This is a genomic window from Streptomyces sp. NPDC014864, from assembly GCF_043081525.1.
In the GTDB taxonomy this organism is placed as follows: Bacteria; Actinomycetota; Actinomycetes; order Streptomycetales; family Streptomycetaceae; genus Streptomyces.
Window position 1 is genome coordinate 202,877 of sequence record NZ_JBIBWT010000004.1, and the last position, 22,267, is coordinate 225,143.

The 22,267-nt window shown below is 72.0% G+C and carries 20 protein-coding genes; 15 read left to right on the plus strand and 5 right to left on the minus strand.

Annotation, left to right across the window (positions count from 1 at the left end):
* The first annotated feature begins 9 nt into the window (after positions 1-9).
* Positions 10-1,053 carry a helix-turn-helix transcriptional regulator gene (locus ACF1A5_RS09525; protein WP_356184774.1) on the plus strand — a complete coding sequence of 348 codons (1,044 nt, stop codon included), beginning with the start codon at positions 10-12 and terminating at the stop codon, positions 1,051-1,053.
* Here the strand turns inward: ACF1A5_RS09525 and ACF1A5_RS09530 are convergent.
* Positions 1,016-2,026, minus strand: coding sequence for a helix-turn-helix transcriptional regulator (locus ACF1A5_RS09530; protein ID WP_392192263.1), 1,011 nt, complete (start codon positions 2,024-2,026; stop codon positions 1,016-1,018). The two genes, ACF1A5_RS09525 and ACF1A5_RS09530, sit on opposite strands and share 38 nt — an antisense overlap.
* A gap of 292 nt (positions 2,027-2,318) precedes the next feature.
* Here ACF1A5_RS09530 and ACF1A5_RS09535 point away from each other — a divergent pair, with 292 nt between their 5' ends.
* The gene (locus tag ACF1A5_RS09535; RefSeq protein WP_392192264.1) at positions 2,319-2,654 is read left to right on the plus strand and encodes a hypothetical protein; all 336 of its coding nucleotides are present in this window, start codon (positions 2,319-2,321) and stop codon (positions 2,652-2,654) included.
* 148 nt (positions 2,655-2,802) lie between these two features.
* Here ACF1A5_RS09535 and ACF1A5_RS09540 read toward each other — a convergent pair whose 3' ends face one another.
* A complete protein-coding gene (locus ACF1A5_RS09540) occupies positions 2,803-3,219 on the minus strand; it encodes a pyridoxamine 5'-phosphate oxidase family protein (RefSeq protein WP_392192265.1) in 417 nt (138 codons plus the stop codon).
* Between the two features lie 131 nt (positions 3,220-3,350).
* On the opposite strand from ACF1A5_RS09540, the gene clpB reads away from it, so the two are divergent.
* Complete coding sequence (gene clpB / locus ACF1A5_RS09545) at positions 3,351-5,948, plus strand: ATP-dependent chaperone ClpB (RefSeq protein WP_392192266.1); 2,598 nt, start codon at positions 3,351-3,353, stop codon at positions 5,946-5,948.
* Between the two features lie 135 nt (positions 5,949-6,083).
* Here clpB and ACF1A5_RS09550 read toward each other — a convergent pair whose 3' ends face one another.
* Positions 6,084-6,599, minus strand: coding sequence for a hypothetical protein (locus ACF1A5_RS09550; protein WP_392192267.1), 516 nt, complete (start codon positions 6,597-6,599; stop codon positions 6,084-6,086).
* Positions 6,600-6,736: 137 nt separating this feature from the next.
* Between ACF1A5_RS09550 and ACF1A5_RS09555 the strand changes: the two genes are divergently transcribed.
* The gene (locus ACF1A5_RS09555) at positions 6,737-7,273 is read left to right on the plus strand and encodes a YbjN domain-containing protein (protein ID WP_392192268.1); all 537 of its coding nucleotides are present in this window, start codon (positions 6,737-6,739) and stop codon (positions 7,271-7,273) included.
* A 471-nt stretch (positions 7,274-7,744) separates the two neighbouring features.
* Here the strand turns inward: ACF1A5_RS09555 and ACF1A5_RS09560 are convergent, their stop codons facing one another.
* On the minus strand, positions 7,745-8,983 hold the full coding sequence (locus ACF1A5_RS09560; protein ID WP_392192269.1) for a pyridoxal phosphate-dependent aminotransferase: 1,239 nt from the start codon (positions 8,981-8,983) through the stop codon (positions 7,745-7,747).
* Between the two features lie 1,052 nt (positions 8,984-10,035).
* The gene (locus ACF1A5_RS09565; RefSeq protein WP_392192270.1) at positions 10,036-10,389 is read right to left on the minus strand and encodes a hypothetical protein; all 354 of its coding nucleotides are present in this window, start codon (positions 10,387-10,389) and stop codon (positions 10,036-10,038) included.
* Between the two features lie 698 nt (positions 10,390-11,087).
* On the opposite strand from ACF1A5_RS09565, the gene ACF1A5_RS09570 reads away from it, so the two are divergent.
* The 11 genes from ACF1A5_RS09570 (at position 11,088) to kynU (ending at position 22,084) form a co-directional block, all read left to right on the plus strand.
* A complete protein-coding gene (locus ACF1A5_RS09570; protein ID WP_392192271.1) occupies positions 11,088-11,444 on the plus strand; it encodes a hypothetical protein in 357 nt (118 codons plus the stop codon).
* Between the two features lie 367 nt (positions 11,445-11,811).
* A complete protein-coding gene (locus ACF1A5_RS09575; protein ID WP_392192272.1) occupies positions 11,812-12,339 on the plus strand; it encodes a DUF2617 family protein in 528 nt (175 codons plus the stop codon).
* 88 nt (positions 12,340-12,427) lie between these two features.
* Positions 12,428-14,068 carry a polyamine aminopropyltransferase gene (locus ACF1A5_RS09580; RefSeq protein WP_392192273.1) on the plus strand — a complete coding sequence of 547 codons (1,641 nt, stop codon included), beginning with the start codon at positions 12,428-12,430 and terminating at the stop codon, positions 14,066-14,068.
* A 75-nt stretch (positions 14,069-14,143) separates the two neighbouring features.
* Positions 14,144-15,025 (plus strand): SRPBCC domain-containing protein, encoded by an 882-nt coding sequence (locus ACF1A5_RS09585; protein WP_392192274.1) that lies wholly within the window; start codon positions 14,144-14,146, stop codon positions 15,023-15,025.
* A gap of 100 nt (positions 15,026-15,125) precedes the next feature.
* Positions 15,126-15,914 (plus strand): aldose 1-epimerase, encoded by a 789-nt coding sequence (locus ACF1A5_RS09590; protein WP_392192275.1) that lies wholly within the window; start codon positions 15,126-15,128, stop codon positions 15,912-15,914.
* A gap of 10 nt (positions 15,915-15,924) precedes the next feature.
* Positions 15,925-16,473: an orotate phosphoribosyltransferase gene (gene pyrE, locus ACF1A5_RS09595; RefSeq protein ID WP_392192276.1), complete on the plus strand. Its 549-nt coding sequence runs from the start codon at positions 15,925-15,927 to the stop codon at positions 16,471-16,473.
* A 140-nt stretch (positions 16,474-16,613) separates the two neighbouring features.
* Positions 16,614-17,645: a class II fructose-bisphosphate aldolase gene (fbaA, locus tag ACF1A5_RS09600; protein ID WP_392192277.1), complete on the plus strand. Its 1,032-nt coding sequence runs from the start codon at positions 16,614-16,616 to the stop codon at positions 17,643-17,645.
* A gap of 230 nt (positions 17,646-17,875) precedes the next feature.
* Positions 17,876-19,351: an MFS transporter gene (locus tag ACF1A5_RS09605; RefSeq protein ID WP_392192278.1), complete on the plus strand. Its 1,476-nt coding sequence runs from the start codon at positions 17,876-17,878 to the stop codon at positions 19,349-19,351.
* A 46-nt stretch (positions 19,352-19,397) separates the two neighbouring features.
* Complete coding sequence (locus tag ACF1A5_RS09610; RefSeq protein WP_392192279.1) at positions 19,398-19,811, plus strand: DUF3151 domain-containing protein; 414 nt, start codon at positions 19,398-19,400, stop codon at positions 19,809-19,811.
* Positions 19,812-20,016: 205 nt separating this feature from the next.
* A complete protein-coding gene (locus tag ACF1A5_RS09615) occupies positions 20,017-20,865 on the plus strand; it encodes a tryptophan 2,3-dioxygenase family protein (RefSeq protein WP_392192280.1) in 849 nt (282 codons plus the stop codon).
* Positions 20,858-22,084, plus strand: coding sequence for a kynureninase (gene kynU / locus ACF1A5_RS09620; RefSeq protein WP_392192281.1), 1,227 nt, complete (start codon positions 20,858-20,860; stop codon positions 22,082-22,084). The genes ACF1A5_RS09615 and kynU overlap by 8 nt, the downstream gene beginning before the upstream one ends.
* Positions 22,085-22,267 lie beyond the last annotated feature (183 nt).

Here is a 22,267-nt window from a genome sequence, read left to right on the forward strand (position 1 = left end):
TGATGGGCCATGGCCGGGCACGGGGCGGAGGGGCATCCTCACGGTGCTGACCGACTGTGCGAGGCCGGGGATCGTGTGTATTCCCGGGCCGTACGGCGGGGCCGTGTGGCGCGCCGGGACGCCGAGCCGGTGCCCTGCCTGCTGGAACTGGCACTGCTGCACCCGGACCCCGACGACATGGACTTCCTGGTGCCGACCGCGCCGCAGGAGGTCATGACCCGGCTGCTGCGCGGGATGTACGACGAGGTCAGCGAGAGCCACCGGCGAGTGGGTTCGGTCGTCGCCGCCTTCGAGCGGTACGCCGGTCTGGGTCGTCCGGTCCCGTTTCCCTCCGCCGCCCTGGAGGGCACGGCGATCCGTGTGCTGGACGGACTGGCCCGCATCCAGGCGGCCATGGACGAGGCGACCGAGGCGTGCACCACGGAGGTGCTCACCGTCCAGCCCGGCGGCATCCGCCGTGAGCACGAGTTGTCGGAGGGCCTGCACCGCGCCCTGGCGCTGCGCGGCCGCGGGGTGCGGATGCGCGACCTGTACACGCACGTGGCCCGGCACGGCCAGGGCCTGCTCACCTACCTGGAGCTGATGGGCGACGCGGTCGAGGCACGCACGCTCGACGAGGTGATCGACCGTCTGATCCTGTTCGACCGCACGGTCGCCTTCATCCCCGCCAACAGCGACCGCACCATGGCGCTGGAGCTGCGTCACCCCGCGCTGATCGAGTACCTGGTGACGGTCTTCGAACGCCTGTGGCGGCTGGCGATCCCGCTGACCGCGCCGCTGCCGGAGACCGGCATCGAGGGCATCTCGCACCGTGAGCAGTCCATCGCCGCGCTGCTGGCGGAGGGGCATCAGGACGCGGTGATCGCCGAACGGCTGGGGATCAGCGTCCGCACCTGCCGCGCCCACATCGCGCGGCTGTCGGAGACGCTGGGCGCGGCGAGCCGGACGCAGCTCGGTGTGCGCATCGCGCAGGCCGGCCTGGACGGGCCGCCGCGCACCTCCGCGCCGGCCCCGCTCACGGTTCCCGGTCCAGGATCCCGGACTGGGCGATGAGGTAACCGAGTTGGGCGCGGCTGCCGCTGCCGAGGGCGGTGGCCAGCTTGGCTATGTGGGCCCGGCAGGTGCGGACGTTCATGCCCAGGCGGCGGGCGATGGCCTCGTCGACGTGGCCCTCCACGAGCAGTTTGGCGATGGAGTGCTGGATCTCCGTGATGCCGCCGGGGGCGGTCTCGTAGGGGGCGCCGGTGCTCAGCGGGACCGCCCGGTCCCACAGGAACTCGAAGAGCTTGATGAGGTAGCGGACGAGCCCCGGGTGCCGCAGCTCCAGGGCGACCTGCTGGTCGTCGCGGGCCGGGATGAAGGCGACGGTCTCGTCGCAGATGATCAGGCGCTCGACGAGTTCGTCGATGGTGCGGTACTCGGCCTTGCCGTCGGTCAGTTGGGTGCCGTAGGCGAGTTTCTCGGGGCTGAAGCGCGCGGTGTGCTGGTACAGGGTGCGTATCCGGACGCCGCGTTCGGTCATCGGCCGGTCGCGCTCCAGGCCCTGCAGGATGCTGTCCTCGCTGCGGTTGCCGCTGGGCTGGATGGTGAGCATCTCCGAATGGCACTGGGCGGCGGCCAGGTTGAGGGCCGAGTTGATCCGCTCCCTGCCCTCCAGCACGGTGATGGCGTCCGTGCCGGCGGTCGCCTGCGCGCTGAGCGTCATGAATGGCTCGAATGCGTCCGACAGTTCGATCGACAACCGCCGCCGCTCGGTGATCTCCTGCTCGATGGGATTGAGCCGCTGGGCCAGCGCGGCCGCCGGAGGCACCGGGCGCAGCCAGCGCGCGTCCTCCGGGTCGGGGTGCAGCAGGGCGAACTCGATCAGACAGGGGGCGGACGCGACATCGGCGCGGGAGACACGTCCCAGGCGCAGGGCCTGCGCGTAGAGACGGCCGCCTTCCTCGCACATCTGGGTCACCGCATGGGGATGTGTCGCCTTAGTGCGATTCGTTGTCAAATCTCCACCCCCCAGGGTCCTGAACATGCAGGAACATGATGCACCGATTGTGTGGCCATGACGTGCCCGAATGAGCCATCGTCGTAGTCGACGGGGGAAGAGGGGACCTTCAAGTGAGGACGAAGCCGACTATGCGTAAGAGAATGCTTCGCTCGGTGCTTGTAGCAGCCTTCACCACCGTTGTGGCCGTCGGTGCGCTGAGTGGCCTCGCGGGTGCGAAGGGTGATACTCGGGCGGACAGTGCCTGGCCGATAGCGCCTGTCAACAGCACAACCTTCGACAGTGGTGGCGCGCCGGCCGGCGCAGGTGGTGGCTCCAAGTGACCACGCCACCCGACGACCGCTCCTTCCGTCGCGAAATGGCCACGGCCTACCGCTCCGGCTGGCACTTCATCGACCTGGTCACCGCCATCCCCCACAGCGGTGACTCGTTGATGGTGACCGTGTTCGGCGAGCCGGTCGTGGTCACGCGGGACGAGGACGGAGACCTACGGGCGTACCGCTGTCTGCGACGGCCTCGGGGGGCGCCGCAGCCCGTGCGGTGCGCCATCCGGTACGGAATGATCTTCGTGAATCTCGACCAGCGGGACCACCGGCAGGTGGCGCCGGAACCGCAGGACATCAGGACCATCTCAGCCACCCCCCGCAGTGCCTGACGCGATTCCCCCGTCGTAACAGATCGCTCAGGTGCTTCCCCCCGCAGCGGCGTCACCGTGACCTGAACACGGTGACGCCGCTGCAGTTTTCCCGGGAATCTCCGGGAATCCCCCGGTTCACGCGCTGGCTGAAAACCGGCGCTCCGGCTCAGCCGCGTCCCAGCGCCCGTGTCACCTCGATCTCGATCACCACCCGGGACGGGTTCGGCCGCGGCGCCCGCTCGTAGCGCTCGGCGTACCGCCGCTCCGCCTCCGCGATCCGCTCCGGTTCCGTCCGGACGTGCGCGCGCCCCTCCAGCGTCGCCCAGCGCCGGCCGTCCACCTGGCACACCGCGACCGGAGCGCCCTCGGCGCCGGCCGCCCGCACGTGCCGCACCTTGGCGCTGGACTTGTTCGCGACCACCCGGGCCAGCCGCGCCGCCGGATCGTAGGTCACCGCGACGGGGACGACGTGCGGGGTGCCGTCCGGGCGCAGCGTGGTCAGCGTGCACAAATGCCGCTCCCGCCAGAAGTTGCGGTACGGCACGTCGGGATCGCCGGGGTTCTGGGCATATGTGGTGGCCATGGGACCGGAACTTAACCCGCCAGGACTCCCGCGTGCCGCCTTGAGTGCAATAGACTCAACTTTGTGTACGCTGACTGAGTCAGCATTGGGAGACGTGGCAGAGCGCTGACGCCAAGGAGGAGAACGCGACCGTGGACGCCGAGCTGACCAACAGGAGCCGGGACGCGATCAACGCGGCCAGCAACCGGGCCGTGTCCGAGGGACACCCGGACCTCACCCCCGCCCACCTGCTCCTCGCGCTGCTCGAGGGGCAGGACAACGAGAACATCATCGACCTGCTGTCGGCCGTGGACGCCGACCAGGCGTCCGTCCGCTCCGGCACCGAGCGCGTGCTCGCCGGACTGCCCAGCGTGACCGGGTCCACCGTCGCGCCGCCGCAGCCCAACCGCGAGCTGCTCTCCGTGATCGCGGACGCGCAGAGCCGGGCCCGGGACCTCGGCGACGAGTACCTGTCCACCGAGCATCTGCTCATGGGCATCGCCGCCAAGGGCGGCGCGGCCGGCGAGGTGCTGTCCGGGCAGGGGGCCGGGGCGAAGAAGCTGCAAGAGGCTTTCCAGAAGGCGAGGGGAGGGCGCCGGGTGACCACACCCGACCCCGAGGGCCAGTACAAGGCCCTGGAGAAGTTCGGCACCGACTTCACCGCCGCGGCGCGTGAGGGCAGGCTGGACCCGGTCATCGGCCGGGACCAGGAGATCCGCCGCGTCGTGCAGGTGCTGTCCCGCCGCACCAAGAACAACCCGGTGCTGATCGGTGAGCCCGGCGTCGGCAAGACCGCCGTCGTCGAGGGCCTCGCCCAGCGGATCGTCAAGGGCGACGTGCCCGAGTCCCTGAAGGACAAGCGGCTGGTCGCGCTCGACCTCGGCGCCATGGTCGCCGGGGCGAAGTACCGCGGCGAGTTCGAGGAGCGCCTGAAGACGGTCCTGGCGGAGATCAAGGAATCCGACGGGCAGATCATCACCTTCATCGACGAGCTGCACACCGTCGTCGGCGCGGGCGCCGGCGGCGACTCCGCGATGGACGCGGGCAACATGCTCAAGCCGATGCTGGCCCGCGGCGAGCTGCGCATGGTGGGTGCCACGACCCTGGACGAGTACCGCGAGCGGATCGAGAAGGATCCCGCGCTGGAGCGGCGCTTCCAGCAGGTGCTGGTCGCCGAGCCGACCGTCGAGGACACCATCGCGATCCTGCGCGGCCTCAAGGGACGCTACGAGGCCCACCACAAGGTGCAGATCGCGGACAGCGCGCTGGTGGCGGCGGCCACCCTGTCCGACCGGTACATCACCTCCCGCTTCCTGCCCGACAAGGCCATCGACCTGGTCGACGAGTCCGCCTCCCGGCTGCGCATGGAGATCGACTCCTCCCCGGTCGAGATCGACGAACTCCAGCGCGCCGTCGACCGGTTGCGCATGGAGGAGCTGGCGATCGGCAAGGAGACCGACCAGGCCTCCAAGGAGCGGCTGGAGAAGCTGCGCCGCGACCTCGCCGACAAGGAGGAGGAGCTGCGGGGCCTGACCGCCCGCTGGGAGAAGGAGAAGCAGTCCCTCAACCGCGTCGGTGAGCTGAAGGAGAAGCTCGACGACCTGCGCGGCCAGGCCGAACGCGCCCAGCGCGACGGCGACTTCGACACCGCCTCCAAGCTGCTGTACGGGGAGATCCCCGGCCTGGAGAAGGAGCTGGAGGCCGCCTCGGAGGCCGAGGAGGAGGCCGCCAAGGACACCATGGTCAAGGAGGAGGTCGGCCCCGACGACATCGCGGACGTCGTCGCCTCCTGGACCGGCATCCCGGCCGGCCGCCTCCTGGAGGGCGAGACGCAGAAGCTGCTGCGCATGGAGGAGGAGATCGGCAAGCGGCTCATCGGCCAGGGCGAGGCCGTCCGGGCCGTCTCGGACGCCGTCCGCCGCAGCCGCGCCGGCATCGCCGACCCGGATCGCCCGACCGGCTCGTTCCTCTTCCTCGGCCCCACCGGCGTCGGCAAGACCGAACTGGCCAAGGCACTGGCCGACTTCCTCTTCGACGACGAGCGGGCCATGGTCCGCATCGACATGTCGGAGTACGGCGAGAAGCACAGCGTCGCCCGTCTGGTCGGCGCCCCGCCCGGATACGTCGGGTACGAGGAGGGCGGTCAGCTCACCGAGGCGGTGCGCCGCCGCCCGTACAGCGTGGTCCTGCTGGACGAGGTGGAGAAGGCCCACCCCGAGGTCTTCGACATCCTCCTCCAGGTGCTGGACGACGGCCGCCTGACGGACGGTCAGGGCCGCACGGTCGACTTCCGCAACACCATCCTGATCCTCACCTCCAACCTGGGCAGCCAGTTCCTGGTCGACCCGATCGCCGGCGAGGAGGAGAAGAAGGAGCAGGTTCTGGAGGTCGTCCGGGTCTCCTTCAAGCCGGAGTTCCTCAACCGGCTGGACGACCTGGTGGTGTTCTCCGCGTTGACGAAGGCCGAGCTGGAGCGGATCGCACAGCTCCAGATCGACCGACTCGCCAAGCGCCTGGCCGAGCGGCGCCTGGCCCTGGAGATCACTCCGCAGGCACTGGCCTGGCTCGCGGAGGAGGGCCTGGACCCGGCCTACGGCGCCCGGCCGCTGCGCCGCCTGGTGCAGACCGCCATCGGCGACCGGCTCGCCCGGGAGATCCTCTCCGGAGAGATCAAGGACGGCGACACCGTCCGCGTCGACCGCTTCGAGGACGGCCTGCTGGTCGGGCCGGCGACGGGGAAGACGTTGTAACCCGGGCCCGGTCTGCGGCGTCTCCCCGCCTCCTTCCGGCCGTGCGCGGCCCCTCACCCAGGCGGTGGGTGACGGGCCGCCGCCCCCCGGGTGGGCGGCGGCCCGTCACCCCGGGTGGGCGCTCGGCCGGCGGGGTCACACCGTGAACGCCGCGAAGCTGATCAGTGCGGTGTCGGCGTTCTCGTACTCCACCTCGATCTGTACGGCGTCGACGTGCACGGTCGCCGGGAGGCCCTGGGTGCGGCTCAGGTCCAGACACAGCTCCGCGTCGTTCTCGCAGAGGTCGGTCCTGAGTGCGGGAGCCTCCGGGTAGGTGCGGTGAAGCCACTCCGCGACGCCGGCTCGCGGCATCCGGAAGGTCGCCAGGTAGGAGACGTCCTGCCAGCTCTGCTCCATACACGCACCGACCGGCTGGGCGCCCTCCGGAAGCACTGCCCCGCCGGACTTCAGCACCTCGGCGCACGGGACGGCCTTGGGCCCGCCGCCGAGTGGGTACTCGGAATCGGACAGGGCTATGCCCACGAAGACGACCAGGAAGGGGAGCAGGGTCAGCGCAGGCAGTGCCGCCACCGCCGCCACCAGCCACCATCTGGTCCGGCCCCGCGGCGCCCCCGCGGTGCCGTCCGGCACCGAGGCTCCACTCCGTGTCATGACCCCCACCTCCACCGCCAGACGTTCACCCGTCGGCCGGATCATGTCAGCCCAGGGCTGACAGGCCGCCGACAGGCTTGCCACCCCCCTCCCCGGATGGGAGAGGATGGCGGGATCCGTACGAAGGGAAAAACACGGTGACCATCGACCCGTCCTCGATTCCGAACTTCGGGGGCCAGCCCGAGCCGCAGCCGCAAGGACCGGCGGGCCCCGTCGTCCCGGATCAGGACCTCGTGAAGCAGCTCCTCGACCAGATGGAGCTGAAGTACGTCGTCGACGAAGAGGGAGACCTCGCGGCGCCGTGGGAGCAGTTCCGCACGTACTTCATGTTCCGGGGCGAGGCCGACCAGCAGGTCTTCTCGGTGCGGACGTTCTACGACCGGCCCCACAAGATCGACGAGAAGCCGCAGCTGCTCGAGTCCATCGACGACTGGAACCGGCGCACCCTGTGGCCCAAGGTCTACACCCACACCCATGACGACGGCACCGTCCGCCTCATCGGCGAGGCGCAGATGCTCATCGGCATGGGCGTGAGCCTGGAGCACTTCGTGTCCTCCACCGTCAGCTGGGTGCGGGCCGCGATCGAGTTCGACAGGTGGCTCGTCGAGCAGCTCGGCCTCGAGCAGGAGGTCAACGACTCCGACCAGCCCGGAGAGGGAGACGGCGAGGAGTAGTCCTCCCCGGACCACCGGACACGCGCTGAGCGAGCGAGAGCCCGGCCAGGGCGCGGGCCACCACGGCCATGCGCCGGGGCCGGGCTCTCGCCGTGCGCGGACCGGCACGCCCTGCGCGGGTCGGCGCCGGGGCGCCGGGTGCGGAGTCCCGTGCCCTTACGCCGGACGGCTCACCCCGAGCCTCTACGCCGTACGGGCCATCCGGGGGACGGTACGGGCTGTCCCGCGCCGCCGCCCGGTGGCTGGGGCGTGACGACGAGGCGGACCGGGGCGCCTTCCTTCGTCCGCATCCGCTCCCCGCCGAGGCCGACGTCCTCCAGGGGCAGGAGGCCGGAGATCGACCGGATCAGGTCGAGGCGGCCGGCGGCCGGCAGGCGCATGAGCAGGGTGAGGTGGCGCCGGTGTAGCCGTCGTGGCCGAGGACGGCGTGGTTGTTGCAGCCGAGCTCGATGCTCCGAGAGCGATCCGGGCTCAGCGCGCCAGGCGCCGGAGGCGGGCGCTCGCCTCCTGGAGGACCTCGTCCTTCTTGCAGAAGGCGAAGCGGACCTGGGTGCGGCCTGCTTCGGGGTCGTCGTAGAAGACGGAGTTGGGGACGGCGACGACGCCGCAGCGGTCGGGGAGGGCGCGGCAGAAGGCGTAGGCGTCCTTCTCGCCGAAGGGGGCGATGTCGGTGGTGATGAAGTACGTGCCCTGCGGCCGGTAGACGGTGAAGCCGGCGGTGTGCAGGCCGTCGGCGAGGAGGTCGCGCTTGCGGCGGTGGTCGGCGCGGAAGCCCTCGAAGTAGGAGTCGGGCAGGGCCAGGGCCTCGGCGATCGCGTACTGGAACGGGCCAGAGGCCACGTACGTCAGGAACTGCTTCGCGGAGCGGACCGCCGCCACCAGTGCCGGAGCCGCCGTGATCCAGCCGACCTTCCAGCCGGTGAACGAGAACGTCTTGCCGGCCGAGCCGATCGTCACCGTCCGCTCGCGCATCCCGGGGAAGCACGCCAGCGGCAGGTGCTCGGCGTCGTCGAAGACGAGGTGCTCGTACACCTCGTCGGTGACCACCAGCAGGTCCCGCTCGACGGCCAGCTCCGCGATCGCCGCCAGCTCCTCGCGGGTGAGGACCGTCCCGGTCGGGTTGTGCGGGGTGTTGACCAGCAGCAGCCGGGTCCGGTCGGTCACCGCCGCGCGCAGTTCGTCGAGGTCCGGGCGGAACACGGCGTCGCGGGCGCCCTCCTCGTGGTGCGGGCGCAGGGTGACCGGCACCCGCCTGCCGCCCGCCATCGCGATGCAGGCGGCGTAGGAGTCGTAGTACGGCTCCAGGGCGACGACCTCGTCCCCGGGCTCCAGCAGTGCCAGCAGCGAGGCCGCGATGGCCTCGGTGGCGCCCGCGGTCACCAGCACCTCCGTGTCCGGGTCGTACGACAGGCCGTACCGCCGCTTCTGGTGGGCGGCGATCGCCGTGCGCAGCTCGGGGACGCCCGGGCCCGGCGGGTACTGGTTGCCGCGTCCGTCCCGCAGGGCCCGAACGGCGGCCTCCCGGATCTCCTCGGGGCCGTCCGTGTCGGGGAAGCCCTGCCCGAGGTTGATCGAACCCGTCCGCACCGCCAGGGCGGACATCTCGGCGAAGATCGTCGTCCCGAACTCGGCGAGCCGCCGGTTCAGGAGCGGGCGTGCGCCGGCGGCGTCTGCGCCTGAGGGGCGTGCGGTGGAGGTCATGGCGGCCATCCTGCGTCGAAGCCCTGGAGTTCCTCAACCCTGCTTCACTGGCGGGCACCTGCGCCAGTACCCGAAGCACCTTCTTCGAGCAGGGGAAGAGCCGTCGCCGACTGTCGTCGTCGGCCGTCCTCGGACGGCCCCTAGAGGCACGGCTGAAGCCCCCAAGAGCCAGGGCTGTGTGTCAGCCTCTGGTCCGGGCGCGGTGGAGCGTGTCGACGAGCAGGGCAGGGTAGGTCCCTGATCCCGGCCCGACGAGGACACGATGAGGGGCATGACGGCCACGGCCCTGTTCTGCGGAGACAGCGCCCTCGATTGGCGTTGCGCGTTCTCCACCACCCTGACGCGGACCAGAAGACGCACGCGTTCGAGGACCTGGTGAGTGCTGGTGGAGTGGGAACCCGGCGATCGCCTGGGCCCGATAGGGCGTCGCCACCGCTCTGCTCGCCGTCGTGGGAGACGATGTGCTCGGCGCCCACGCTACGGAGTTCCTCGCGGCGAAGGGCGCCGACGTCATGGGAGTCACCACGACACCGGGCATGACCGCGGTCTCCGTGTGCACGCTCACCGACGACGGGAAGAAGCGGCTCGTCCACGCCTCGTCCGTGTCGCAATCTCTGCGAGCTGGGTACGCAGGCGCTCCAGCCGGCTTCTTGTTGCGCAGGAAGTGGGATACGACTACGCCGACACGGAGCTCTGGGGCTGCATACAACTTCGATCTGCGGAGATGCCGTGGCCACCTGTCAGCGCCTGCCAGCGCCGGTCGGCCTCGGCCGTGCCGTGATCACCGGTCATCTCGACGCCGGCTCCGGAGCCACCGCGTTCACCTGCTGGGTGCCGAACTCCAACTCCGCCTCCCAAAGAGCGGTCCACAGCCACTAGCCGGACCACCACCCGCCATCGGGCTGGCAGGTGGTGGACCGTGGCGGCGGGAGGCCGCGCGTTCGGGTCGAGCGCGACACCCGTCATGGCGGACCCGCAAGGACGGGCGCAGTCATGGCGGACCCGCAAGGGCGGGCGGCCCTACCGGACGAGAGGTGCCCCACCCTTGCGGGCAATGAACGCTACTCTTCCTCACAGGCATCTTGGTCGAAGTTGGCCTTGTAGGCCGCGGCATACGCCACCTTGTACGCGGCCTTGTACGCGCTGTAATCCGAGGCGTCCGGGTAATTCTTCTTCTTTGCAGCGGGGTTGTAGGACCCCTGAGAATCGCAGTTCTCGCCGTCCTTCTTCCCGGCCTTGTTACCGTCCGTCTTGCCCTGTTGCGCCGGGGTCTTGGCGTTGGGGGCCTGCGGGGCGGACGCCGCCGGTGCTTGGGTGGTGTCGGCTACCGCCTGCGTCATCAGCGCCGGCGAGAATCCCAGTGCTGCTGCGGCGAGGGGGCCCGCCACGACCGCGGTGAATCGCTTCGCGCGCATAGCTATCCTCTTTCTTCGAGTCGGCACACGCACACGGTGCCTCGACCTGGCCAGGACACATCCCGTGTGCGGTTACGGTCCAGGGAGCGGTATCTATACCGCGATGCGCTGGGCACCATGAGGGCGGATGAATTCCGGCTTCTGACGCCAAATTCTCTGCGTGCGGATCATTCGTGTACTTGTGGCGCCCCTGATTCGACCGTAGCGAGTGGCGTGCAACGTGTCCACTTAAGGCCTAACGCGCGCGATTGATGCTTCAACTGTCGCTAGAACACGGCGATGGCCTGCATCCGACCCCCGCAGAATTGGAGTCCCAACTCCTCTTGGAGCGAAGGGCCGTAACGAAACAAAGGCCCAACTCTCCTTAAATACGCGGCCCTGAGGCGCGGGGCGTCAGAAACACGCTCGAACGCGGGCGTGGTTCCTGGTGTCCAGGTGGAGCGCCCCACTAAGCCCGGTTCCCGCGGTCGAAGGAGGCCACCGGCGTGGACGTGGACAGGACCGCCCCGACCGCAAAGCCCGGCGGGCCAACGGCAAGTCCGACCCCGTGGGTCGTTCCCCTGGCCGGACCCTCTGAAGTTCCTCAAGTGTGCTTTGGCCGGTGTGGCGGCCGGGCATCCCCGGGTCACGCAACGAGCGAGGCGTCCACGGGGGCCGCTTCGGGGGACATCACGGGGAATCGGAAGGAGGGTGACGCCATGGCCATCGGCATCATCCTGACGGTGATGGCAGTGCTGTTCGTGGCGGTGCTGGTGTCCGGCCTGCGCCGGAACGGGCGCAGCCGGAACATCCGGCGGAACGGGGTGCGCGCGCGGTCGTACAGCAGGAGCCGGGGAAGCAGCAGCGGGAGCAGCAGTGACGCCGGTGCCGTCGGCTGGTGGGCCGCTTCGGGGGACAGCGGCTCGTCGTCGTCCGGGGGGCACCACTCCGGCGGGCACCACGGCCACTCCTGCAGCAGCAGTCACTCCTGCGGCGGAGGGTCCTCCTGCGGGGGCGGTTCCTCCTGCGGCGGAGGGTCGTCCTGCGGGGGCGGCGGATGCGGCGGAGGCAGCTGACACGGGGAGCGCACGGCTCGCGGGGCAGCCGGCCCCGTCCAGGGGAGCCGCGTACCGACGGGCGCCCGGCGGGAAGCCCCTCCCGGCGGGCGCCCTGGCGTGTGGCCCGGTGTGTGCCCGCATGCCCGGCGCCCTTGCTGGTTGAACAGTTGAGCTGTGGGGCCCTCTAGGGGATGGAAAGCCCCCGAAGTTGGGTAAAAACGCTGTGGCGAAACCGCCGTTCATGATTCCCTCTACTTCACCGACGCAGCCCCTCGGACGTCCCGCACCCCCCTCCCGAACTGGGCTGACCGGGCCGTCCCCCTGTGCCGACAGGGGCACGTCGGCCCCACACCTCCCTTTTCTTGCGTGCAAGCGGAGCCGATCCATGCTCACGACCCTGAATACCTCTTACACCGACACGCGCGCGGCCGACCTCGCCTGGGCCCTGGGGCGCGAACCGCTCCCTGCCCTGGCCACGCTGGACCTTGAACTCGCGGGTGCGAAAATGCAGTTGAGACTCCTCGGCGCGTCCCACCAGGTACTCCTGGAGGAGGCCCGGGGTCTTTGTTCGGAGACCGTGGCGTGCCTGCCGGGCTCGAGTACGCCCCTTCCGCTGGGCGTCGCCAAGCGGGTCGGCGACTGGGAGTACGAGTTCGCGGCGCGCGTGGAAGTGCTGTCGCCCGGCTCGTTCGCCGGCCGCGCCCAGGAACTGCTCGCCCTCGTCTCCGACCATCCCCAGGGCCTCGCCGGTGTCTTCCCGGGCAGCCCGCACGCGTTCACCGCGCTGCTGGCGCAGCGGCACGACGGGCAGGTGCACTGGCGCACCTGGCACGCGTACCCGCAGGACGGCCAGTTGGTGGCGACCCGGACGAAGGTGGGGGCGCGCAGATCGGCGCTGGCCGGGACCGGCTGAACCATTCAAACTCCCGTGCCCCATCCACCTCTTTTTCCACACGTGTGGGTGACGAAGCGCCCCATGGCCGTGACGTAACGTCGCAGTCGTGATCGAACCGCACGCCCCGGCCCCGTCCGGTACTGCCCCACCCTGGGGCGGCCCCGCGAGACTGCCCGTCCGGCCGGGCACCGGCCGGTTCCTCGTCCTCGCGGGCGTCTTCGTCTGCGCGGCCTGCGGTTTGGTGTACGAGCTGGAACTGGTCGCTCTCGCCTCCTACTTGATGGGCGACTCGGTCACCCAGGCGTCCGTCGTGCTGTCCGTCATGGTGTTCGCGATGGGCATCGGCTCGCTCGCCGCGAAGCGTCTGCGGCGCCATGCCGCCATCGGGTTCGGGGTGATCGAGGCGGCACTCGCCCTCGTCGGCGGATGCAGTGCCATGGCGTTGTACGCCGTCTTCGCCTGGACCGGCGCCTGGGGCGGGCTGTGGGCGAACGGTCCGCGCTGCCTGCTGGTCGCCTTCTCGCTCGCCATAGGCCTGCTGATCGGCGCCGAGGTGCCGCTGCTGATGGAGCTGATCCAGCGGATCCGGCGCCAGGACGCGGGCGGCGCGGTCGCCGACCTGTTCGCCGCGGACTACGTCGGCGCGCTCGTCGGCGGCCTCGCCTTTCCCTTCCTGCTGCTGCCGATTCTGGGCCAGTTGACCGGCGCACTCCTCACCGGCGCGGTCAACGTGGTGGCGGGCGGCGCCCTCGTCCTCGGCCTGTTCCGCCGGGATCTGAGCCCGCGCGGGCGCCGGCTGCTGCTGGCCGCCAACCTCGCCGTGCTCGGCCTGCTCGCCTCGGCCGCCGCCCTGGTCGGCGACTTCGAACAGGCCGCACGGCAGGCGGTGTACGGCACGGACGTCCGGGTGGCGCTCCAGACGGGCGTGCAGGAGGTGGTCCTCGCCGGGGGCACCAGGGGCCGGCCCCTGGACCTCTATCTCGACGGGCGGCTGCGGGTCGGCGGCCGCGACGAGCGCCGCTACCACGAGGCGCTCGTGCACCCGGCGATGGCCGGACCGCACGCGCGCGTGCTGATCCTCGGCGGCGGCGACGGCCTCGCCGCGCGCGAGGTGCTCCGGCATCCCGGCGTCGACCGGGTGGACATCGTCGAACTCGACCCGGGCGTCGTCCACCTGGCCCGCAGCGACCCGTCCCTCACCCGGCTGAACGGGCACGCGTACCGCGACCGGCGCGTGCACGTCACCACGGCCGACGCCTTCGGGTGGCTGCGCGGGGCGCCGCCCGGCGGGTACGACGTGGTCATCGCGGACCTGCCCGACCCGGGCATCACCGCGAGCACGAAGCTGTACGCGCAGGAGTTCTACGGCCTGGCCCGGCGGGCCCTGGCCGCCGACGGGCGGCTCGTGGTGCACGCCGGTCCGGTCTCCTCCCGCCCGCGGGTCTTCTGGACGGTGGAGGCGACGATCCGGGCGGCCGGCCTGCGTACCGCTCCGTACCGGGTCGGCGGCCGGGACGCCGGGTTCGCCGCCGGACCCGACCGTACGGCCGGAGCCTCCCGGTCGCCCGGCGACTGGGGGTTCGTGCTGGCGGCGCGGACGACCCCCGCGCTGCGTCTGGACCCGAGCGCCCCGCGCCCGCGGACGCTCACCCCGGCAGGGCTCGCGGCGGACTTCCGCGCCGCGGCCCGCACATGTGTACGCCATCTGCCGCCGTCCACGCTGGTCCACCCGCGATACGCGGACTGAGGGGCCCGCCCGCAGGAGAACGAGACGGTTACAAGGACGTATCCCCGGCCGTCAAACTGGGTACCCTCGGCTGACATGGAGCACGAGGTGTTCGTTCCGGTCCCGGCCCGACGGCTGCGGGCGGCGTTCGCCGACCCCGCACAGGTGGCGCGCGCGGTGCCCGGACTCCAGCGGGACGCGGACGCCGAGCCCCTCGCCGGGCGCCTCAAGGTGCGGATCGGCGGCCATTCCATCACCTACCGGGGCACCCTGCGGGTCTCCGCCCGCGACGACGGGTCGTACGCCGTCGAGGGGGACGCCACCGAGTCCCGGGGCACCGGCTCGGTCAAGCTCGCGCTCACGCTCCGCGTGCGGGACGCCGAGGGCGGCTGCGCGCTCCTCTTCGAGGGCACCGCCTCCGCGGACGGCCGGGTCGAGGAACTGCCCGAGGACGCGGTGCGCTCGGCGGCGGTCCGGCTGCTGAACCGTTTCGCGGAGCACTTGGCCGCCGGCACTGACACCGGCACCGGCACTGACACCGGCACCGGCGCCGACTCCGGCACGGGGAACGCGTCCGCCGAGGGAACGGAGAACCTGCGCGCGGAGCCCGAGCCCGCCTCCGTCTTCGACACCGAGGTGCCCCCGTCCTCCCTCGCCCGGTCGGCAGACGAGGGCGAGGAAGAAGGGGAAGCAGGAGAGGCGGGGGAAGCCGGGGGAGAGGCGTCGGAAGAAGCAGCACCGGAAGCGGCGGCCGCGCCGGCCGCCGAGCCGCCCGCCGAGGCGGCGCACGCCCGGCGGACGATGATCGGGCGCAGCGCGGAGGAGGTCGACCACGCCCCGCCGCGCGGCCGTTACGCCCCCGTCCCGGCCCCGCTCACCGTCTCCTCCAGCCCCACCCTCCGCTGGGCGGCCCCCGCGGCGGCCCTGGTCGTGGCCTCGGCGATCGTCCTGGGGCGAGCCCTCAGACGCCGCCGCTGACCTCCCACCCGCACCTCCGCCTCCCCCTCCGTCCGACCCCCGCCACCGCCGGTGGCCGGGACGCGCACCACGCTCTTGATCGGCCCAGTAGCCTCGTCGCGTGAGTAACGAAGACATCACGCTGACCGCGGGTGACGCGGAAGTGACCGTGCGGCCGGGCGACGGGGGACGGATCGGGGGGCTCCGGGTCGGGGGGCTCGAACTGCTGCGCCAGGGCGAGCGGTACGGCTGCTTCCCGATGGTCCCCTGGTGCGGGCGCATCCGCGACGGCCGTTTCCGGGACGGTGCCGCCGTCCACCAGATGCCGCTGAACTCCCCGCCGCACGCCATCCACGGCACGGCCCGCGACGGCGCGTGGACCACCGCCCGCACCACACGGAGCGAGGCGGTCCTCACGTACGACCTGGTCGACCCCTGGCCCTACGCCGGCCGCGTCACCCAGGTGGTCGCCCTGACCGGGGACGCCCTGACGCTGACCATGTCCGTGGAGACGTACGACTCCTCGTTCCCGGCGCAGATCGGCTGGCACCCGTGGTTCAACCGCACCCTCGGCGGTGAGGGAGTGCTGATCGACTTCAGCGCCGCCTGGCAGGAGGAGCGCGGCGCGGACCACCTGCCCACCGGGCAGCGCGTCGACCCCGCCCCCGGCCCCTGGGACGACTGCTTCGCAATGCCCGGCGGCGTCGACGTCACGCTCACCTGGCCGGGGCAGCTGGAGCTGAGGGTGACCAGCCCCGAGGAGTGGGTCGTCGTCTACGACGAGCAGGACGCCGCCGTGTGCGTGGAGCCGCAGACCGGCCCGCCCAACGGCCTCAACACCCTCCCGCGCCTGGTCACGCCCCTGGAGCCGCTGGAGGCCACGACCACCTGGACCTGGCGCCGCCCTTAAGCTGACTGCCATGAGTGACGTTCGCGGCGAGCTGCTGCAGGAGATCAAGGACAAGGCCGTGGTGCACGGCAAGGTGACCCTGTCGTCGGGCAAGGAAGCCGACTACTACATCGACCTGCGCCGCATCACGCTCGACGGCGTGGCAGCCCCGCTGGTCGGCCAGGTCATGCTCGACCTGACCGCCGACCTGGACTACGACGCGGTCGGCGGCCTCACCCTGGGCGCCGACCCGGTGGCCACCGCGATGCTGCACGCCTCCGCCGCCCGCGGCCGGACCCTGGACGCCTTCGTCGTGCGCAAGGCGGGCAAGGCGCACGGGCTGCAGCGCCGGATCGAGGGCGCCGAGGTGGCCGGCCGCCGGGTGCTGGCCGTCGAGGACACCTCCACCACGGGCGGGTCGGTGCTCACCGCGGTGGAGGCGCTGCGGGAGGCGGGCGCGGAGGTCGTCGCGGTCGCCACGATCGTGGACCGGGCGACCGGTGCGGCCGAGGCGATCGCCGAAAAGGCCGGTGTCCCCTACGTGTTCGCGTACTCGAAGGACGACCTGGGTCTGGACTGAGACGCCGGGTCATCCACAGGCTGGACAGGGTGTCCGAAGGATCCGGCTCCGTCTGCGAAGATGGGGCCGACGACGACGTCACCCCCTAGGTCAGGGCCTTCAGTACGCAGAACGCCACCCGCACATACAAGGAGCGGACCATGCCCATCGCGACCCCCGAGGTCTACAACGAGATGCTCGACCGGGCGAAGGCAGGCAAGTTCGCCTACCCGGCCATCAACGTGACGTCTTCCCAGACCCTGCACGCGGCCCTGCGCGGTTTCGCCGAGGCGGAGAGCGACGGCATCGTCCAGATCTCGACGGGTGGCGCCGAGTTCCTGGGCGGCCAGTACAGCAAGGACATGGTCACCGGCGCGGTGGCCCTGGCCGAGTTCGCGCACATCGTCGCCGAGAAGTACCCGGTCAACGTCGCGCTGCACACCGACCACTGCCCGAAGGACAAGCTCGACGGGTACGTGCGTCCGCTGCTCGCGCTCTCCCGGAAGCGTGTCGAGGCCGGTCTGAACCCGCTGTTCCAGTCGCACATGTGGGACGGCTCGGCGGAGACCCTCGCGGACAACCTCGCCATCGCCCAGGAGCTGCTGGAGCAGGCCCGCGCCGCCAGGATCATCCTCGAGGTCGAGATCACCCCGACCGGCGGCGAGGAGGACGGCGTCTCCCACGAGATCAACGACTCGCTGTACACCACGGTCGAGGACGCGATCCGCACCGCCGAGGCCCTCGGCCTGGGCGAGAAGGGCCGTTACCTGCTGGCCGCCTCCTTCGGCAACGTGCACGGCGTGTACAAGCCGGGCAACGTCGTGCTCCGCCCCGACCTGCTCAAGGACCTCAACGAGGGTGTCGCGGCGAAGTACGGCCTGCCGTCCGGCAGCCAGCCCTTCGACTTCGTCTTCCACGGCGGTTCCGGCTCCACCGAGGAGGAGATCCGCACCGCGCTGGAGAACGGCGTCGTGAAGATGAACATCGACACGGACACCCAGTACGCCTTCACCCGCCCGGTCGCCGACCACATGTTCAGGAACTACGACGGCGTCCTGAAGGTCGACGGCGAGGTCGGCAACAAGAAGTCCTACGACCCGCGCACCTGGGGCAAGCTCGCCGAGGCGTCGATGTCGCAGCGCGTCGTACAGGCGTGCGGCAACCTGCGCTCCACGGGCACGAAGATCAAGTAACCGGCGCTCCCGCACGGCCGGTGACGGCCCCGGCGCCCACGGCGCCGGGGCCGTTCCCGTCCGCTGCCGGGGCCGTTCCGGTGCGCTGCCGGGGCCGTTCCGGTGCGCTGCCGGGGCCGTTCCGGTGCGCTGCCGGGGCCGTTCCGGTGCGCTGCCGGGGCCGTTCCCCGTCCGGCACCGCGGTTGCCGCCCGTCTGGCAGCGCAAGGGCGGGCGCGGGATGATCCCTCCATGGCTGTCACCGCACAGCACGCCCCCGCCGTCAGGATCTCCAGCCCCACCGGGCGCTGGATCCTCCTCACCACCGTGCTCGGCTCCAGCATGGCCCTGCTGGACTCGACGGTCGTCAACGTCGCCCTTCCCCACATCGGCCGGGACCTCGACGCGAGCCTCGCCGCCCTCCAGTGGACCGTCAACGCGTACATGCTCACGCTGGCCGGCCTGATCCTCCTCGGCGGCTCCCTCGGCGACCGCTACGGCCGCCGCAGGATCTTCGTGCTCGGCGTCCTGTGGTTCGCCGCCGCCTCCCTGCTCTGCGGCCTCGCCCCGAACGCCGGCGTCCTGGTCGCCGCCCGCGCCCTGCAGGGCATCGGCGGGGCCCTGCTCACCCCTGGCTCACTCGCCCTCATCCAGGCCTCCTTCCACCCCGACGACCGGGCCCGGGCCGTCGGCCTGTGGTCGGGGTTCGGCGGCATCGGCGCGGCGGTCGGCCCGTTCGTCGGCGGCTGGCTGGTGGACGGTCCCGGCTGGCGGTGGGTCTTCCTGCTCAACGTGCCGCTGGCACTGGTCTGCGCCCCCGTCGCGGTGCGGCACGTGCCCGAGTCGGCGGACCCCGGCGCCCACGGCCGCTTCGACGTGCTCGGCGCGGCCCTCGGCGCCCTCTCCCTCGCGCTGGTGACGTACGCGCTGATCGAGGCGGGGCACGGGTCCGCCGCCGTGGCGCCGACCGCGGCCGCCGGGGTCGCCGCGGGCGTCGCCTTCGTGTACGTCGAGAAGCACCGCGCCACGGCGATGATGCCGCTCGACATCTTCGCCTCCCGCCAGTTCACCGCGGTCAACCTGGTCACCCTGTGCGTGTACGCGGCCTTCGGCGGCTTCTTCTTCCTCACCGCCCTCCAGCTCCAGGTCGCGGTCGGCTGGTCGGCGCTCCAGGCGGGGACCGCCCTGCTGCCGACGACCGTGCTCATGCTGCTGTTCTCGGCCCGCTCGGGCGCCCTCGCGGACCGCATCGGGCCGCGCATCCCCCTCACGGCCGGTCCTCTGCTGTGCGCCGCCGCGATGCTGCTGATGCTGCGGGTCGGCGAGGGCGCGGACTATCTCACCGACGTGCTGCCCGCCCTGCTGGTCATGGGAGCCGGCATGGTCACCCTGGTCGCCCCGCTGACCGCCGCCGTCCTCGCCTCCGTGCCCACCGCCCGGGCCGGGCTGGCCAGCGGCATCAACAACGCCGCCGCACGCGCGGCCGGCCTGGTCGCGGTGGCCGCGCTGCCGCTGGTCAGCGGGATGGGCCCGGAGGCCTACCGCTCCGCGTCCGCCTTCGACGCCGCCTTCCGCCGGGCCATGCCGGTCCTCGCGGGGGTGCTGGTGGCGGGGGCGGTGCTGGCCTTCGCGACGGTGCGCCGGCCGGCACCGGACTGCCGTCACCCCGAGTGCCGCACCCACGGCTGGGTGACGGCTCCGCCGCTGGAGGACGGGCACCACGGATGAGGACGCCGCCCGGCCCCGCGCCTGGCGGATACCGCAGACTGAACCCATGAGCATTCACGAGAACCTCCTGGGTGGTCCGCCTCCCACCCACCTGCCCGACGACCCGGAGCCCCGCGAGCTCCTCGCCCGGGGCACGGCCCCCGCCGAGGTCGCGGCCCAGCACCCGGCGTCCTCGCTGGCCTGGGCGCAGCTGGCCGACGACGCCTTCGAGCGGGGCGCGGCCGTGGAGTCGTACGCGTACGCCCGGACCGGCTACCACCGGGGCCTGGACGCGCTGCGCCGCAGCGGCTGGAAGGGGCACGGCCCGGTCCCCTGGGAGCACGAGCCGAACCGCGGCTTCCTGCGCGCCCTGCACGCCCTGGGCCGCGCCGCGCAGGCGATCGGCGAGCAGGAGGAGTACGAGCGCTGCTCGCAGTTCCTGAAGGACTCCTCGCCGACGGCCGCCCAGACCTTGGGCTGACGCCCGGACTCCGGGCTGACGCCCGCACCCCTGGGCTGACCGGAGCGCACCCGGGGCCCGCCCGCACGGCCGGGCGGGCCCCTGCGTTTCCGGTCCGACCTTGCGGTCCGGGTGGGTGATGCGGAAGATGCGGGTGGGGACCGGGGCCCCCGTGCCGGCATCGGCAGGGGCGGACCGCTACCCGGAGCAACAACAGGAGACAGCGATGTCCCAACAGGCTCATCGTTCCGTGGGGACTCACGAGCCCGAGACCCCGCATCTCGACTTCGCGGGCACGACGCCGTACGAGGACTACGTCAAGGCGGACGTGCTCACCCACCTCCAGCACACCCTCTCCGACGACCCGGGAGAGATGGTCTTCCTGGTGACGACCCAGGTCATGGAGCTGTGGTTCACCGTCATCGTGCACGAGTGGGAGACCGCCGCGCGTGCCCTTCGCGAAGACCGGGTGCCGGTGGCGCTCGACGCGCTGAAGCGCTCCGTACGAGAACTGGACGCCCTGAACGCCTCCTGGAAGCCGCTCGGCCAGCTCACCCCCGCCCAGTTCAACTCCTACCGCGGCGCGCTGGGCGAGGGCTCCGGCTTCCAGTCGGCGATGTACCGGCGGATGGAGTTCCTGCTCGGCGAGAAGTCCGCGTCGATGCTCGTCCCGCACCGCGGCGCTCCGCGCGTCCACGCCGAGCTGGAGAAGGCGCTGCACGAGCCCTCCCTGTACGACGAGGTGCTGCGGCTGCTCGCCCGGCGCGGGCACGCCGTCCCGGACGACGTGCTGCGCCGCGACGTCGCGCAGCGGTACACGCCGTCGGAGCAGGTGGAGGCCATCTGGACCGCGATCTACGCCGGTGATGCCACCGACGAGCTCGCCCGTCTCGGCGAGGCGCTGACCGATGTAGCCGAACTGGTGTGGCGCTGGCGCAACGACCACCTCGTCGCCACCCGCCGCGCGATGGGCGCGAAGCCCGGCACCGGCGGCTCCGCGGGGGTCGCCTGGCTGGAGAAGCGGGCGCAGAAGAACGTGTTCCCCGAGCTGTGGACGGCGAGGTCTCATGTCTGACCTCGTCGTTCGCGCGGGGAAGCTGGACGCCGCTGACGAGCTGGCCGTGCTGCGCGACCGGTTCGTCCTCGACACCGTGTCCGATCACGCGGCCGACGCCGCGGGCGTCTACCTCGACGGGAACTCGCTGGGCGCGCTGCCGGCCGTCGTGCCGGACCGGGTCGCGGACGTCGTCCGCCGCCAGTGGGGCGAACTGCGCATCCGCTCCTGGGAGGAGAGCGGCTGGTGGACGGCGCCCGAGCGGATCGGCGACCGGATCGCCCCGCTGGTCGGGGCGGCACCGGGGCAGATTGTCGTGGGCGACTCGACCAGCGTCAACGTGTTCAAGGCGGTCGTGGCGGCGGTCCGGATGGCCCGGGAGGCGGGCGGCGACGGGCGCGACGAGATCCTCGTCGACGCCACGACCTTCCCCACGGACGGGTACATCGCCCAGTCGGCGGCCCGGATGACGGGCTGCGCGCTGCGGCCGGTGGCCCCGGCACAGGTGCCCGGCGCCCTGTCCGGGCGTACGGCCGCGGTCCTGCTGAACCACGTCGACTACCGCACCGGCCGCCTGTACGACCTGCCCTCGCTCACCGCCGCGGTGCACGCGGCGGGCGCGTACGCCGTCTGGGACCTGTGCCACAGCGCGGGCGCCCTGCCGGTGGGGCTGGACGAGCACGGGGTCGCCCTGGCGGTGGGCTGCACGTACAAGTACCTCAACGGCGGCCCCGGTTCACCCGCGTTCCTCCATGTGCGCCGGGACCTCCAGGACCGCTTCGACTCCCCGCTGCCCGGCTGGAACTCGCACGCCGAGCCGTTCGGGATGCGCCCGGAGTACGAACCGGCGGCGGGCGCGCTGCGCGGCCGGGTCGGCACCCCGGACATCCTCTCCCTGCTCGCCCTGGAGGCGGCGCTGGAGGTCTGGGACGGGGTGCGGATCGAGGCGGTCCGGGCGAAGTCCCTCGCGCTGACGGACTTCTTCCTGGAGTGCGTCGCCGCCTACGTCCCGGCCGGGCGCGTGGAGTCCGTGACGCCGTCCGCCCACGCCGAGCGGGGCAGTCAGATCGCGCTGCGCTGCCCGGACGCCGGGGACGTGATGAAGCGGCTCATCGCGCGCGGGGTGGTCGGCGACTTCCGCCACCCGGACGTGCTCCGCTTCGGCTTCACCCCGCTGTACGTCGGTTTCGCCGACACGGAACGGGCGGCGCGGGTGCTGGCGGAGACCCTGGCGGAGTAGCCACCGGCAAGGCTGTGCCGGACGCGACCCGGTGGCGTGCACCGGGCCGCGCCCGGCCGTGCCACTGGCCATCCGGCATCCCCTGCCGGGGGTCCTCCGGCCGTGCCGGCGGGATCCCCCTGACGTACACCCCCGCCGTCGCGGCGGCGTACGCGGCGCGGGCCGCCTGGTCGGCGGCGGGGG